Here is a 14,697-nt window from a genome sequence, read left to right on the forward strand (position 1 = left end):
CGGCCGCGCCCCCGTCACGGGGTCCGAGGGGTGTCAGGCGACCGGTGCCGCGGCGATCCGGGCTTCGACCCGGCGCAGGATCAGCAGGTGGCGGATGGTGCGGATGCGCCAGGCGGTGAAGGCGAGGATGACGACGCCCGTGAGGGCGGGCCACTTCCAGCTGCCGGACGTGTCCTGCAGGGCGGTGCGAGCGTCCGGGCCGTCGACACGGGCGGCCACGGTGGTCTCGGGGAGGTGCTCGAAGATGCCGTCGATCGCGATGTCGTCGATGCGCGTGCTGTGGTCGTCGGATTCGAACGTGCCCTCGCACGCCCATCCGTCGGTCCACAGATCGTCCCAGCCTCCGGCGGCGCGCTCGCAGTTCACGACGTGGACGGTGCCGGCGACGCCGGTGACCTCCCGGTACCCGTGCAGTGCGCCCATGACGGCGAGGAACACCCCGGCCAGCGACCCGACCACGGCGAGGCTCACCTCGCGGGGCAGGGGAGGCAGCAGGCGGAGCAGGAACATGACAAGGCTTCCTTCGGGTACGGGCGGGACGACAGCCGGGCTCTTCCGTACGACAAAGGCCCCGCCGCGCGAAAGCGGCGGGGCCTTTGCCCACATGGGTGAGGAGGCTCGGGAGCCTCCCGATCGTGGAGATGGCGGGAATCGAACCCGCGTCCAACGGTGCGGAATCAGGGCTTCTCCGTGTGCAGTTCGCTGTGCTTTTCTCAGCCCCGGCGATCACGCGAACAAGTCGCCGACGGGCTCAGTCACTGTTTGATTTCCCTCTTCACCCCGTGACCGGGATCAAGGTTTAGTCCCCTAGCTGATGCCAGGATCCGGGTCGGGAACAGCCCCGGGCTGACACTTCGCAAGTCGCTACTTAGGCAGCGAGGGCGAAGGAATCGCGCTTGGTGTTGGCGATTATTTTTTTCGGCCTGTGGTTTACGAGATCATGGCCGCTTCCTCGACACGCTTCCCCTGCTTCGACAGCCGCTGTCGAAACCGATCATCCCCATGTTGTTTTTTCAAACCCTCCGCAGAGGGGGCGCGCACCCGCTGTGGAGTGCAGTGCCATCGTACGGGACCAACGCAGGCCAGTGCCAGCCTATTCCCGGCGGGCCGGGTCAGACGCCCCGCTGCTTGCGCTTGGCCGCCGCGATCGCGCGGTCCGACTCCCGCCGGTCCTGCTTCTCCCGCAGGGTCTGACGCTTGTCGTACTCCTTCTTGCCCCGGGCGAGGGCGATCTCGGCCTTCGCCCGGCCGTCCTTGAAGTACAGGGCGAGGGGCACGATGGTGTGACCCGTCTCCTGGGACTTGGACTCCAGCTTGTCGATCTCCTCGCGGTGCAGGAGCAGCTTGCGCTTGCGGCGCACGGAGTGGTTGGTCCAGGTGCCCTGGCTGTACTCGGGGATGTGGGCGTTGTGCAGCCACGCCTCGTTGCCGTCGATCTGGACGAAGCCGTCGGTCAGCGAGGCGCGCCCCTGGCGCAGCGACTTCACCTCGGTCCCGGTGAGCACGATCCCGGCCTCGTAGGTGTCGATGATCGCGTAGTCGTGCCGGGCCTTCTTGTTCTGCGCGACGATCTTGCGCTTGCCGTCCTTGGCCGCCTTCGCGGCCCCTCCGCCCTGCTTGGGCTGGGACTCCTTGGGTACGTACATTCCCTTGCTCATAGTGCCGCCATTTTCGCACCAAGGAGGGGGTGCGGGGGAAGCGCATTAACGGCGCCTACGACGGGTCGCCGAGCCCCGTGAGGACCGTCTCGGCCTGTCGCAGGGCCCCTGCCCCCGCCTCCAGGTCGGGGGTGATGCCCCGGCCGTCGACCGCGTGTCCGGACGGGGTGCGGTAGTGGCCGACGGTCAGCTCGGCCACCGAGCCGTCGGGGAGTTCGGTCGGCATCTGGATGGAGCCCTTGCCGAAGGTGCGGGAGCCGACCACCACCGCGCGGCCCCGGTCCTGCAGGGCGCCGGTGAGCAGCTCGGCCGCGCTCATCGTGCCGCCGTCCACGACGGCGACCAGCGGCCGGGTGGTGTCACCGCCGGGGTCGGCGTGCAGCGCGCGCTGGGCGCCCTCGACGTCGTAGGTGGCGACCAGGCCGCCGTCGAGGAAGGCGGAGGCGGTGTCCACGGCCTCGGTGACCAGGCCGCCGGAGTTGGCCCGCAGGTCCAGGACGATGCCGGCGTCGGTCCTGGCCTCGCGCAGGGCCGTCCGGACGGCGTCGGCCGAGCCCTTGGTGAACGCGGAGATCCGGATGACGGTGACCCCGCCGGGCAGTCTGCGGACGGTCACGGAGTCGGTGGACAGGCGCGCGCGGTGCAGCCTCTCGGTCCACGCGCGCGTGCCGCGCTGCAGGCCGAGGGTGACCGTCGTACCCGCCTCGGCGTCCTCGGCGTCACCGCGCAGTAACGAGACCACCTCGGTGACGGGCCGGCCGTCGACCTCGCTGCCGTCGACGCTGCGCAGCCGGTCGCCCTCGCGGATCCCGGCGGCGGCCGCGGGCGAGCCGGGCCGCACCCTGGTCACCTCGATCCGGCCGTCCCGCTCGCGCCCCGCCCACAGGCCGACACCGGTGTACCGGCCGTCCAGGGCCTCCTGGAACTCCTCGTACTCGCCCTCGGAGTACACGGCGCCCCACCGGTCCCCGCTGCGGCTGACGGCACGCTCGGCGGCCTCCGTCGGGGACTTGCCGTCGGCCATCGCCTCGGCGGCGGCCCGCCGCACGGCCTCGTGCCGTCCGGCCGGGCCCATCGGCCCGGCCGCGGCCCTCCGCGCGGGCTGCTCGGGCTCCGGGAAGGATCCGGTGGCCGCGCCGGCGACCAGCACGCCGGCGAAAACCAATGTCAGGGCGGCCCCGCGGCGCATGCGACGGGGCTGACAGAACAGGTCACGGCCTGACATGGCGGTGAGTCTAGGACAACGCGAAGGGCCGTACGGCCGGTTGCTCGTACGGCCCCCTTGGCATGCGTCACACCTTCAGGTACTTGCGCAGCGCGAAGAACGCCGCCAGTGCGGGCATCAGCACGCTCGTGGCGAGGATCAGCGGCAGCTTGGTCAACACCGCGTCCCAGCCGACGAAGTTGATCAGCGTGAGCTTGTTGGACAGGGCCATGCCGTGGTCGATCGTGAAGTACCGGCCGATCACGAGGAACACGCAGGCGAGGCTGCCGCCGATGAGACCGGCGACGGCCGCCTCGGCGATGAACGGCGCCTGGATGTAGAAGCCCGAGGCGCCGACCAGGCGCATGATCCCGGTCTCCCGCCGACGGCTGAACGCCGAGACGCGCACGGTGTTGACGATCAGCAGCAGTGCGACGAGCAGCATCAGCGCCATCACGCCGAGCGCCGCCCGGTTCATCAGGCCGAGCAGCTGGAAGAGGTTGTCCAGGATGCCCTTCTGGTCCTGCACCGACTGCACGCCGTCACGCCCGTTGAACGCGGACGCGATCACCTGGTACTTCTGCGGGTCCTTGAGCTTGATCCGGTACGACTCCTGCATCTGGTCCGGCGTCAGCGAGCCGGCCAGCGGGGAGTTGCCGAACTGCTCCTTGTAGTGCTTGTACGCCTGGTCCTGGGACTCGTAGGCGACGTTCTCGACGACCGGCATCTTCTTGAGGTCGACGAGGATCTGCTTCTTCTGGTCCTCCGTGACCGCGCCCTTGGCGCAGTTGACGTCCGAATCGGCGTCGTGCTTGTTGCACAGGAAGATCGAGACGTTGACCTTGTCGTACCAGTAACCCTTCATGGTGCTGACCTGATCGCTCATCAGCAGGGAGCCGCCGAAAAGGGCCAGCGACAGGGCTACGGAGACGATGACGGCGAAGGTCATCGTCAGATTGCGGCGGAGACCGACACCGATCTCCGACAGGACGAACTGGGCGCGCATGGCGTCTGGTCAAGCCTTTCGGTCGTGAACTTGCTTCAGTGCTGGTAGCCGTAGACGCCGCGGGCCTGGTCGCGGACGAGGCGGCCCTTCTCCAGCTCGATGACGCGCTTGCGCATCTGGTCCACGATGTTCTGGTCGTGCGTCGCCATGATCACGGTGGTGCCCGTCCGGTTGATGCGGTCGAGCAGCTTCATGATGCCGACGGAGGTCTGCGGGTCGAGGTTGCCGGTGGGCTCGTCGGCGATCAGCAGCTTGGGCCGGTTGACGAAGGCCCGCGCGATGGCCACGCGCTGCTGCTCACCACCGGACAGCTCCCCCGGCATGCGGTCCTCCTTGCCGCCGAGCCCGACGAGGTCGAGCACCTGCGGCACGGACTTGCGGATCTCGCCTCGGGACTTGCCGATGACCTCCTGGGCGAAGGCCACGTTCTCCGCGACCGTCTTGTTCGGCAGGAGCCGGAAGTCCTGGAAGACCGTCCCCAGCTGGCGGCGCATCTGCGGCACCTTCCAGTTGGAGAGGCGCGCGAGGTCCTTGCCCAGCACGTGCACCTGGCCGTGGCTGCACCGCTCCTCGCGGAGGATGAGCCGCAGGAAGGTGGACTTTCCGGAGCCGGAGGACCCCACGAGGAAGACGAATTCGCCCTTCTCCAGCTCCAGGGAGACATCCCTCAGGGCTGGGCGGGTCTGCTTGGGGTAGACCTTGGAGACGTTGTCGAATCGGATCACGGATGCACCACGGGTCGCCGGGGGTAGATGAGCGTGACCATACGCGAACCGGGTGTGCAAGTGCAGTCGCAGGTTGAGGTTGGGCAAGACTTGTGCGTTTTTGTACCGACCCCTGATCCCGCCCCGTGATTCCGGGGCCCCGCGCACGCTCCGCGGGAACCTGGCACAGTGGAGGGGGGAACGTTCTGGTTCCCGTACGCGTTGTATGTGTGATGGCCGGCGCAAGGAGGGCGAGCGCATGACGTACGACCGGTTGGTGTGCGCGAACTGCGCGGCGCCCGTGAGCGAGGGCCGGTGCCCGGTGTGCCGTGCCAACCGCGAGCGGCTGCAGCAGGAGGGCTTCTTCGGGGGCCTGAACCCGATGGCGCTGATCGCGCTGCTGGCGGTGCTGATCGCCGCGGTGGCGCTGCTGGCGCACCAGACCGCGTAGGCAGGCGGCGAGCCCCGAAAAGCGGCGAAAGGGCCCGGAGCGTCAAGCTCCGGGCCCTTTGGCGTACGGCGTGCGCGCAGCGCGTGACCGTGCGGCTACGCTCAGGCGGCCGCGCCGCCCCGGCCGCCGGCCAGACGCGGCAGGATGCGGAAGCCGATACCGCCGGCGATCATCGTCGCGGCACCGACGAGCAGGAACGCGGTCTGACCGGCACCGGTCTCGGCGAGCTGCTTGTCGCCGCCCTGGGCCGTGGTGTCGGAACCGGTGTCGGTGAGGGCCGAGGAGCCCTCCTCCTGGGAGGAGTTGTTGTTGCCGCCGTCGGGCGTGGTGTTGTTGCCGCCGGTGCTGGTGGAGCCACCGTCGCCGGAGCCACCGGAGGTGCCGTTGCCGCCCGAGTTGCCGTTGCCACCCGAGGTGCCGTTGCCACCCGAGTTGCCGTTGCCGCCCGAGTTGCCGTTGCCACCGGAGTTGCCGTTGCCACCGGTGTTGCCACCGGTGTTGCCACCGTTGCCCGAGCCACCGTCGGTGCCGGTACCGCCGTCCGTGCCGGTACCGCCGTCCGTGCCGGTGCCACCGTCGGTGCCGGTGCCGCCGTCCGTGCCAGTACCGCCATCGGTGCCGGTACCGCCGTCCGTGCCAGTACCGCCATCGGTGCCGGTACCGCCGTCCGTGCCAGTACCGCCATCGGTGCCGGTACCGCCGTCCGTGCCGGTGCCACCGTCGGTGCCGGTGCCGCCGTCGGAGCTGGTGCCACCGATGGTGACACTGCCGCCGATGCCACCCTCGGTCACGCCGACAGAGGCGCCACCGTCGGTACCCGCCGTGCCGCCGGTCGTGCCCTCGGTGTCGCCACCGTCGGTGGTCACGCCGATGCTGATCGGACCGGCCTGGACGTCGAGGTCCAGGGCGGAGGCCGCGCCGGCGGCGGTCAGGGACGCACCGGCCGCGATCACGGCGCCGGCGGCTATCCGCGCGACCCGGATCCGCGTCTTCTTCGTCATATGGTTGCTACCCCCAGTAGCTGTTCGTCAATGAGGCGGCGCATGGGGCTTGCCGTGATCGACGGAGGCAGCTGGGTGACGAAATCCGCGTCAACTCGATCCCCCGGTTCACATGCGCCCCTTAAGTACGCATGCCGCGCTTAACCCTTCCGATTTTTCAAAGCAACGTCAAGGCCGTTGCGGGCGCAATGTCCGGTGGGGGCGCCTTTATGGGGAGTCGAAGCCTGTGAGTGTGATGTAAAACCCAGACAAATGACAACTGCCGCCTTTCGGGCGGCAGTTGTCATGTCGACAAAGTTACTTCTCCTGCTGCTTGCGCCAGCGAATGCCGGCCTCGAGGAACCCGTCGATCTCACCGTTGAACACGGCCTCCGGGTTGCCCACCTCGTGCTCGGTGCGCAGGTCCTTGACCATCTGGTACGGGTGCAGCACGTACGAACGCATCTGGTTGCCCCAGGAGTTGCCGCCGTCGCCCTTGAGGGCGTCCATCTTGGCCTGCTCCTCCTGCCGGCGCCGCTCCAGCAGCTTGGCCTGCAGGACGTTCATCGCGGTGGCCTTGTTCTGGATCTGCGACCGCTCGTTCTGGCAGGAGACCACGATGCCGGTGGGGAGGTGGGTGATACGGACCGCGGAGTCGGTCGTGTTCACGCCCTGGCCGCCGGGGCCGGAGGACCGGTAGACGTCGATGCGCAGCTCGGACTCGTCGATCTCGACGTGGTCGGACTGCTCGACCACGGGGAGCACCTCGACACCCGCGAAGGACGTCTGGCGCCGCCCCTGGTTGTCGTAGGGCGAGATGCGCACGAGGCGGTGCGTGCCCTGCTCGACGGAGAGGGTGCCGTAGGCGTAGGGCGCCTGCACGGCGAAGGTGGTCGACTTGATGCCGGCCTCTTCGGCGTACGACGTCTCGTAGACCTCGGTCTTGTAGCCACGCTGCTCGGCCCAGCGCAGGTACATGCGCTGGAGCTTCTCGGCGAAGTCGGCGGCGTCGACGCCACCGGCCTCGGCGCGGATGTTGACGAGCGCCTCACGGGCGTCGTACTCACCGCTGAGCAGCGTCCGGACCTCCATCTCGTCCAGCGCCTTGCGCACGGCCGTCAGCTCGGACTCGGCCTCGGCACGGGTGTCCGGGTCGTTCTCCTCCTCGGCCATCTCGAAGAGGACCGCGAGGTCGTCGATCCGGCCGCGCAGCGTCTCCGCCTTCCTGACCTCGGCCTGGAGGTGGGAGAGCTTGCTGGTGATCTTCTGCGCCTCGTCCGGGTTGTCCCACAGGGACGGCGCGGCCGCCTGCTCCTCGAGCACGGCGATGTCTGCCCTCAGCCTGTCGAGGTCCAGGACGGCCTCGATCGACTCCATGGTCGAGGAGAGGGACTTCAGCTCTTCGGATACATCGACGACTGCCACGCCTCCAGCGTAACGGCTCCGCCGAGCGCCGAGAGCAGGGTGCGCCGGGCTTGTGGTGCGCTCGGTGCCCGTGGTGGCCGCCGGCGGGGGCCGCGGCCCCCGGGCACCTGCTCCGGCGGGTGGGAAAACGCCGGCTCAGGGGGTCGACGTGCTGTGGGTGTCCTGCGGTGCCCGGTCGTCCCCGTCGGCCGAGACCAGCCACGCGCCGACGCCCACGACCGCCGCCACGACCACCCCGGCCACGCCCAGCGTGATCCGGCGCCGCCGCACGGTCGCCCGGTGCCGCGCGGAGCCCGGCCGCGGCGCACCGGGTGCCCGCGGCACGCGCGCCGTCCCGTGGGCGCCGCCCGCCAGCTCGTCCGGCCCCGGTACCCGCATCGAGGTGTGCGTGTCCCGGTTGGAGTCCGGCCTGGCCCCGGGGACGAGGGACACCGCCCCCCGCCGTCGTACCGGTTCCCCACCGGCCGGAGCCGACGGAGCCGGCTCGTCCGCCACCTCCTCCGTGACGTCCGGCTCGTCCACGTCCAGCGGCGGCATCCCGGCCAGCGTCGGCAGCTGCTCGCGCAGCCGTGCCGCCATCTCCGAGGCGCGCAGCCGGGAGGCGGGCGCCTTGGCCAGGCACTGCACGATCAGCTGCCACAGCTCCTCGGGGATGCCGGGCAGCGGTACGACGGTCTCGGTGACGTGCCGGCGCAGGACCGCGCCCGGGTGCCCGCCGCCGAAGGGGGTGAAGCCGGCCAGCAGCTCGTACAGCACCGTCGCCAGCGCGTAGATGTCCACGGCGGCACGCGGGGGCAGGCCCTCGACGATCTCCGGGGCCAGGTAGTCCGGGGTGCCGATGATCTTGGTGGCCCGTGTCCGCTTGGGCGAGTCGATCAGCTTGGCGACGCCGAAGTCGGTGAGGAGGGCCGGGTGCGCTCCGCCGGGGCCGAGCGGGCCCTGCATGTCCAGCAGGACGTTCTCGGGCTTGACGTCCCGGTGGACGACGCCGGCCGCGTGGGCGGCCGCGAGCGCGTCGGCGACGTCGGCGACGATCGCCACGGCCGCCTCGGGGGCGAGCCGCCGCTCACGTTCCAGCCGGGTGCGCAGGTCGGTTCCCCGGACCAGGTCCATGACCAGGGCGAGGTCGTTGCCGTCGACCACCAGGTCGCGTACGGAGACGATGTGCGGGTGCTCCAGGCCGAGCAGCGCCGTGCGCTCCTGGACGAAGCGTCCGACGAGTTCCTGGTCGGAGGCGAGGTCCTCGCGCAGGAGCTTGACGGCGACGGGGCCCTCCGGTCCCTCGCCCAGCCACACCGTGCCGGCGCTGCCCCGCCCCAGGATCTGGTGTGCGGTGTACCGGCTGCCGATCTTCCGTGCCAAGGCTGCTCCTACAGACGCGTGTTGTCGTTAAAACTACGCGTCCGGCGAGCCAACCTTCACCGCGGAGACGGAAATCACCCGCCAGATGTCGACAAATCCCCAACCCGATGTCGGTTTCGGCTGCCGTGCCCGGTCAGTTTCCGCTGCCGGAGCCGCCCAGCTCCTTGAGCCAGCCGCCCACCTTGCCCGCCCAGTCGGTCAGCTGGTCCCAGTAGCCCTTGCCGGTCCCGATCCAGTCCTGCAGCGGCGTCAGCTCCCAGATCAGCCAGCTCGCGACGATCAGGATGACGATGGTGAAGAGGCAGCCCTTGAGACAACCAAGCCCGGGGATCTTCATCGGGTTGGCGTTGCGCTGCCGGGGCTCTCGGGGCTCGCGCGCGGGGCGCTGCGGCTCCGCGGCGGGCGGCGCGTACCGCTGCGGCTGCTGCGGCGGAGCGTACTGCTGGGGCTGCTGCGGGTAGCCGTACCCGGCGTGCGGCTGCTGCCGGCCGCGCGGCTGCGGCTGCTGCGGGCGGGCCTGCGGGGCCTGGCGCGGCTGCTGCTGGGGCCGGGCGACCTGCCGCTGGGGCCGGCGGCGCAGCGGGTCCTCGTCCGGGTCGAGGTACTGGATCTGCGTCTGTTCGTTGCGGTCGCGGGCGGCACGCAGCTGGGTCTGCCAGGGGTGCGGCTGGTCGGGCTGCTGCCCCTGCTGCCCGGGGTGGCCCTGGGGCACCGGCGGCAGCACGGCCGTCGGGTCCGCCGCGCCGGTGTTCGGCAGCACGGCGGTGGGGTCGGCGGCACCGGCCGGACCGCCGGTGTGCGGCAGGACGCTGGTCGCGGCGTTCGGGTCGTACGCCCCCGGCGGCGCGTTCGTCGGCAGCACCTGGGTGGGGTCGGCGGCACCGGGCACCCCGGGGACGGCGGCCGGGTCCGGGTCGGGAGCGAGCAGGGCGCCGACGCCCTCGGCGGCGGCGATCTGGGCGGCGTTCGCGTGCACGCCGATGCCCTCGGCCACGACCCGCAGCCCGCGCGCGAGGTTCTCCGCGCTCGGGCGCTCCTGCGGGGACTTGCGCAGGCAGCGCTCTATGACCGTCCACAGCGGGTCCGGGACGGTGGAGGGGCGGCGCGGCTCGGCGCTCAGGTGCTGGTGCAGAACCTCGAGAGCGGTGCCGCCGGAGAACGGCGGGCGGCCGGTGACCAGCTCGTACAGCAGGATGCCGGCGCCGTAGATGTCGACCGCGGAGGTCTGCGGGCGGCCCTCGGCGGACTCCGGCGCGACGTACGCGGGCGTGCCGACGAACTCGTGGGTGCGGGTCAGTCCCGGGGAGTCGGCGAGGCGGGCGATGCCGAAGTCGGTCAGCATCGGGTGCAGCTGGCCGTCGTACTGCTGGAGCAGCACGTTGGCGGGCTTCAGGTCGCGGTGGACCACGCCGTCGGCGTGGCTCGCGGCGAGCGCGTCGGCGATCTGGGCCGTCATCAGCGCGGCCGCGACCGGCGTGAAGGGGCCGCTCTCGCGCAGGTAGCGGTGCAGGTCGGGGCCGTCGACGAGGTCCATGACCAGCGCCAGGAGATCGCCCTCGACGACCAGGTCGCGGACCCGGACGATGTTCGGGTGGGTGAGGCGCAGCAGGACCGAGCGCTCGCGCAGGAAGCGCATCACGATGTCCGGGTCGCTCGCCAGCTCCTCCTTGAGGACCTTGATCGCGACCATCTCGCCGGGCTGGCCGGGCACGGCCGCCTCGGCGCCCGCGGTCTCGCGCTGGCGGGCACGCCAGACGGTGCCTGTGGCGCCGCGTCCGAGCGGCTCCTCAAGCAGGTACTTGCTGCCGACTGGCCGCACGTCACGCGCTCCCTGCTGCTTGCTGAGGCTTGCTTGCCTGCATTCCGGTGCTCCGACCCACTGTAGTGCCGTGCTTCAGGGCACTACGTACGCGTTCCCGAGCATGTTCGAAGAAAGACGCTTCCTCCTGTCTCCTGGTTGCCGGGGGCCGGACGTGACCGATCTCAACTGATCACGGGCACGCCACTGGTCAGGCACTTTTGGGGGCAGAGCCGACCAATCAAGATCACTTGTCCCCGGGTGCCGGGCGCGTTGTCGGTGGCAGGTGCGAGGATGCCTCCCAGTACTGGCCGACGTGCTCGTGTGGGGTGGGGGGAAGTCCGCGCCCGCGCAGACCCGCGCAGAAGGGACCGCTGACGCCGATGCAGATCCGGCTGACCGTCGTAGACCCGCTGGGCCCCTCCCCGCAGCGGGGCCGCGCCGCGAGCCGCGACGTTCTGGTCACGGCGCCCACGGGCACGGACCTGGCCGCGGTCGCGTCGGCTCTGGCCGGGGCGGTCGGCGGCGAGGGCGGCACCGGACGCGAGCCCGGCGGCTCCCCCGTGGTCCTGTACGCCGGCACCGACCGCCTGGACCCCCGCCGCTGCATCCTCGGCGAGCCTCCGCTGGTCGACGGCGCCGTGCTGTCGCTCGGTGCCCCCGCGGCCCCCGAGCCGCATCCCGAGCTGGACGACGCGCCGACCCAGCTGCACGTGGTCGCGGGCCCGGACGCGGGCGGGGTCCATCTGCTGCACGGCGGCCGCATCACCGTGGGCCGCTCCGCCGAGGCCGACGTCCCGCTGGACGACCCCGACGTCTCCCGGCTGCACTGCGCGGTCACGGTCGGCGCCGACGGCCGCGTCTCGGTGGCCGACCTGAACTCCACGAACGGAACGGCCCTCGACGGGGCGGGGGTGAGCGACCGGCCGGTGCGGTTCCCCGCGGGGGCGCTGCTGAGGATCGGGGAGTCCGCGTTGCGGGTGACTCCGTCCGGGGGACCGGGGGCGCGGGTGCGCGCGGTGCCCGACGGGGAGGGGTGCGTGCGGGTCGTTCCGGGGGGCGGCACGTCCGCCGACGCGGAGGGCACGGACGGTGCCCCTCCGGCCGGATCCGGGTCCCCGCCCGCGCCCTCCGTGCGGGAAGCGCCGTCGGCGGGCGCGGGTCGTTCCGGTGAGGTGCCGGCCGCGGGGGCCGGGGCCGTGGGAGCCGGGCGCGAGGAGCCCGGGTCGGTGCGGCACGCCTACGGCTCCGCCGCGTGGGACGCCTTCGGTGGGGGCGCGGGGGCGCAGGAACACCGGCGCGAGGAGCCGCCGGTGGTACCGGGACAGGCCACGGCGCCCGGCATCGAACAGCGCAGCGGGGGCCCGGGCAGCCCTGGTACGGCGTCCGACAGGGACACGCACGCGGGACGCTTCGGTGTCGGCGGGCCGGCCGGGGGCCCGTACGCCGGTGCGGCGCACGGGGAGCCGGACGGCGGTCCGTACACCGGGGAGGACGTGCGGCCCGGCGGCCGTGCGGCCACCCCCCTCGGCGGCACCGACGCCCCGCAGGGCGCGCGGCGGCGCGGACTCGGCGCGTGGGCGCGCCGGCTGGCCGGCGGGCGCGCCGAGCAGCCGGCCGGCCGGGGGAGGTGCGCCGGTACGGCGGCCCACCCCGCCGGGACACCGGCGCCCGGTTCCCCCCAGCAGCCCGAGACCTGGCCGGACCCGGCCGCGCTGCTGCTGACCGCGCTCGGTCCCGGACCCCGGCTGTGGGAGCGGGGGCCCGGCCACCCGGAGACGCTGACCGTACGGCTGGGCGCGGCCGACCGGAGCGCACCGGACGGCTCGGGCCTGCTGCCCGCCGTGCCGGTGACGGCGGCACTGCGCGAGGCGGGCGCACTGGGCCTGGCCGGTCCGCGCCCCCGGCTGTCCGGGCTGGCCCGCGCGATACTGGCCCAGTTCGCCGCGCTGCACTCCCCCGATCTGCTGGAGATCGTCCTGATCAGCGCGGACCGCGCTCGGCCGGTGGAGGACCGCACGGCCGAGTGGTCCTGGCTGGGCTGGCTCCCGCATGTCCGGCCGGGCCACGGCCAGGACTGCCGTCTGCTGCTCGCCTACGACCGCGAGCAGGCGGCGGCCCGCACGGAGGAACTGCTGCGCCGGATGGAGGACCACGCGGCGACCGGCAGAAGCGCGGCCCATCCCACCCCGCCCCGTGTCCCGGCCCCGCCCGCGGCGACCGCCGGCCCCGGCCCCACCACGCCTCCCGACACCCCGGATCGAACGGCCCCTCGCGACGCACCCGGCGCCGCGGCCCGGAGCCCGCTGTCCGGTACGCCCGGCGCACCCTCACCGAGCGCACCCTCCGGCCCACCGAGCGCACCCTCCGCGGCACCCGGCGCCCCCGAGCCCGGCTCGCACCCCCTCGGCCCGGGGAGGCCCGGTCCCGGCGCGCACGCCTCCGCCTCCCCCTCCACCGCCACCGGCCGTCGCCCCTCCTGGGTCCGTGAGGACGCCGAGGCCGGGGTCGGCGGCGGGTTCTCGGGGCCGTACACCGTCGTCGTCGTGGACGGGGATCCCGGTGGAGCCGCTCTGCGGGACGCCGTCGCGCGGCTGGCCGTGGCCGGGCCGCGGGCCGGGATCCATGTGGTGTGTCTCGCCGAGACCGAGCCGGCCTCGCCCGCGTTCCCCGTGGCGCGGGCGTACGAGGCCGCGTGCGCGGCGACGCCGACGTTCCGGCACTGCGGTGCCGTGGCGCTGCTCAGCGGGGACGTCGCCACCGCGCTGCACCTGATGCGGGTCGCGCCGGGCGGACCCGTCGGGCCGGGCACGGTCGCCGCCGTGGACGCGGTGTCCGCCGCCTGGGCGGAGCGGTTCGCGCGGGCGCTGGCGCCGCTGCGCCCGGACGGCCCGGCCGGCGAGCGGCACGCGCGCGTGGCGACGCCGTTGCCGCGGTCGGCGCGACTGCTGGACGAGCTGGGGCTGGCCCGGGCCACGCCCGCGTCGCTGATGGCACGCTGGGCCGACGCGGCCGATGACACGGAGTCGCTGGGCGGCCGGGCGCGGGCGGTGCTGGGTGCCGGGCCGCGCGGGCCGGTCTGCGCCGACCTGGTGGCCGACGGGCCGCATCTGCTGATCGAGGGGCCGGCCGGCAGCGGTCGTACCGAGCTGCTGCGCGCTCTGGTCGCCTCGTTGGCCGCCGCCGAGCGGCCGGACCGGCTGGGCGTGGTGCTGATCGACGGCCGCGACGGGGTCGGCACGGGCGCCGGACGCGATGAAGGCCTGCGGGTCTGCACCGACATACCGCACGTCACCACGCACCTCGCCGCCAACGACCCGGTGCGCATGCGGGAGTTCGCGCAGTCGCTGAGTGCCGAACTGAAGCGGCGGGCCGAGCTGCTGGGCCGGGCGGACTTCGCCGAGTGGCACAGAGGACGCGAGGTGTCGGGCCGGATCGTCGCCCAGCGCGCGCCCGCCAACGGGGACATAGACACGCCGCCCAGCTCCACCCTGAGGCTGCGGCCGGGCGGGGCGGCACGGCAGCGCGCCGAGGCCGCACCGCCGCTGCCCCGGCTCGTGGTCGTCGTCGACGACCTGGACGCGCTGGTCTCCCCGCCGCTCGGCTCGCCGGGCCGGCCCGCCGCCGGGTCGGTGATGCGGGCGCTGGAGGCGGTCGCCCGGGAGGGCGAGCGGCTCGGTGTGCACCTGGTGGCGGCCGCCGGCGCCGGCGGCCGTACGACGGAGACGGAACCGGCGCGCCGGGCCACCTTGCGGGTCGCGCTGGACGCGCCCGAGCCGGGTCCGGACGAGCCGGCGCCGGGGCGCGGGCGGCTGGCGTGCGCGGACGGGCGGGTCACCGACTTCCAGGGCGGGCGGGTGACGGGCCGCATCCCGCGTACGGCGACCCAGCGGCCCACGGTCGTCCAGCTGGAGTGGCAGCGCATGGGCGACCCGCCGGCCCGCCGGCCGGTGCGGGAGCTGGGCAACGGCCCCACCGACCTGGCCCTGTTGGCGAGCGCGGTGGAGCGCGCGGCCCGGCAGGTCTCGGCGGCGGAGGTGCCCTCGCTCCTCTGACGGGAATCCGTACGCATACTCCCCTGATCACGAGCCGGTCACGATGAACCGCCG

Annotated in this window: 11 protein-coding genes and 1 other RNA gene; 2 read left to right on the forward strand and 10 right to left on the reverse strand. The window is 73.0% G+C overall.

Annotated features, from left to right (window positions below):
- Positions 1–33: 33 nt before the first annotated feature.
- From ACZ5CW_RS04620 to ftsE, 6 genes are all read right to left on the reverse strand, one after another.
- A complete protein-coding gene (locus ACZ5CW_RS04620; RefSeq protein ID WP_468598306.1) occupies positions 34–510 on the reverse strand; it encodes a hypothetical protein in 477 nt (158 codons plus the stop codon).
- Positions 511–633: 123 nt separating this feature from the next.
- Positions 634–1,002: a transfer-messenger RNA gene (ssrA, locus tag ACZ5CW_RS04625) on the reverse strand.
- A gap of 110 nt (positions 1,003–1,112) precedes the next feature.
- The gene (gene smpB, locus ACZ5CW_RS04630) at positions 1,113–1,658 is read right to left on the reverse strand and encodes an SsrA-binding protein SmpB (protein ID WP_393276487.1); all 546 of its coding nucleotides are present in this window, start codon (positions 1,656–1,658) and stop codon (positions 1,113–1,115) included.
- A 55-nt stretch (positions 1,659–1,713) separates the two neighbouring features.
- On the reverse strand, positions 1,714–2,883 hold the full coding sequence (locus ACZ5CW_RS04635; RefSeq protein ID WP_468598308.1) for a S41 family peptidase: 1,170 nt from the start codon (positions 2,881–2,883) through the stop codon (positions 1,714–1,716).
- Positions 2,884–2,950: 67 nt separating this feature from the next.
- A complete protein-coding gene (ftsX, locus tag ACZ5CW_RS04640) occupies positions 2,951–3,868 on the reverse strand; it encodes a permease-like cell division protein FtsX (protein WP_468598310.1) in 918 nt (305 codons plus the stop codon).
- A gap of 35 nt (positions 3,869–3,903) precedes the next feature.
- A complete protein-coding gene (ftsE, locus tag ACZ5CW_RS04645) occupies positions 3,904–4,593 on the reverse strand; it encodes a cell division ATP-binding protein FtsE (RefSeq protein ID WP_158921335.1) in 690 nt (229 codons plus the stop codon).
- A 238-nt stretch (positions 4,594–4,831) separates the two neighbouring features.
- Between ftsE and ACZ5CW_RS04650 the strand changes: the two genes are divergently transcribed.
- Positions 4,832–5,023, forward strand: coding sequence for a hypothetical protein (locus ACZ5CW_RS04650; protein WP_356941222.1), 192 nt, complete (start codon positions 4,832–4,834; stop codon positions 5,021–5,023).
- A 101-nt stretch (positions 5,024–5,124) separates the two neighbouring features.
- On the opposite strand, the gene ACZ5CW_RS04655 is transcribed toward ACZ5CW_RS04650, so the two are convergent.
- The 4 genes from ACZ5CW_RS04655 to ACZ5CW_RS04670 all read right to left on the reverse strand — a co-directional run bounded on the left by ACZ5CW_RS04655 (position 5,125) and on the right by ACZ5CW_RS04670 (position 10,609).
- A complete protein-coding gene (locus ACZ5CW_RS04655; protein ID WP_468598313.1) occupies positions 5,125–6,024 on the reverse strand; it encodes a hypothetical protein in 900 nt (299 codons plus the stop codon).
- A 297-nt stretch (positions 6,025–6,321) separates the two neighbouring features.
- A complete protein-coding gene (gene prfB, locus ACZ5CW_RS04660) occupies positions 6,322–7,428 on the reverse strand; it encodes a peptide chain release factor 2 (RefSeq protein ID WP_468598315.1) in 1,107 nt (368 codons plus the stop codon).
- A 135-nt stretch (positions 7,429–7,563) separates the two neighbouring features.
- Entirely contained in the window at positions 7,564–8,790 is a 1,227-nt protein-coding gene (locus ACZ5CW_RS04665) for a serine/threonine-protein kinase (RefSeq protein ID WP_468598317.1), read from the reverse strand.
- Positions 8,791–8,923: 133 nt separating this feature from the next.
- Positions 8,924–10,609 (reverse strand): serine/threonine-protein kinase, encoded by a 1,686-nt coding sequence (locus ACZ5CW_RS04670; RefSeq protein WP_468598318.1) that lies wholly within the window; start codon positions 10,607–10,609, stop codon positions 8,924–8,926.
- Positions 10,610–10,971: 362 nt separating this feature from the next.
- Between ACZ5CW_RS04670 and ACZ5CW_RS04675 the strand changes: the two genes are divergently transcribed.
- Positions 10,972–14,643 carry an FtsK/SpoIIIE domain-containing protein gene (locus ACZ5CW_RS04675; RefSeq protein WP_468598320.1) on the forward strand — a complete coding sequence of 1,224 codons (3,672 nt, stop codon included), beginning with the start codon at positions 10,972–10,974 and terminating at the stop codon, positions 14,641–14,643.
- The last annotated feature ends 54 nt before the right edge of the window (positions 14,644–14,697 follow it).

The organism is Streptomyces sp. NPDC031379 (assembly GCF_055569615.1).

Bases quoted from the DNA above. Each gene is read 5' to 3' on its own strand.
- ACZ5CW_RS04620 (WP_468598306.1), bottom strand. From the start codon at position 510: ATGTTCCTGCTCCGCCTGCTGCCTCCCCTGCCCCGCGAGGTGAGCCTC.
- smpB (WP_393276487.1), bottom strand. From the start codon at position 1,658: ATGAGCAAGGGAATGTACGTACCCAAGGAGTCCCAGCCCAAGCAGGGC.
- ACZ5CW_RS04635 (WP_468598308.1), bottom strand. From the start codon at position 2,883: ATGTCAGGCCGTGACCTGTTCTGTCAGCCCCGTCGCATGCGCCGCGGG.
- ftsX (WP_468598310.1), bottom strand. From the start codon at position 3,868: ATGCGCGCCCAGTTCGTCCTGTCGGAGATCGGTGTCGGTCTCCGCCGC.
- ACZ5CW_RS04650 (WP_356941222.1), top strand. From the start codon at position 4,832: ATGACGTACGACCGGTTGGTGTGCGCGAACTGCGCGGCGCCCGTGAGC.
- ACZ5CW_RS04655 (WP_468598313.1), bottom strand. From the start codon at position 6,024: ATGACGAAGAAGACGCGGATCCGGGTCGCGCGGATAGCCGCCGGCGCC.
- ACZ5CW_RS04675 (WP_468598320.1), top strand. From the start codon at position 10,972: ATGCAGATCCGGCTGACCGTCGTAGACCCGCTGGGCCCCTCCCCGCAG.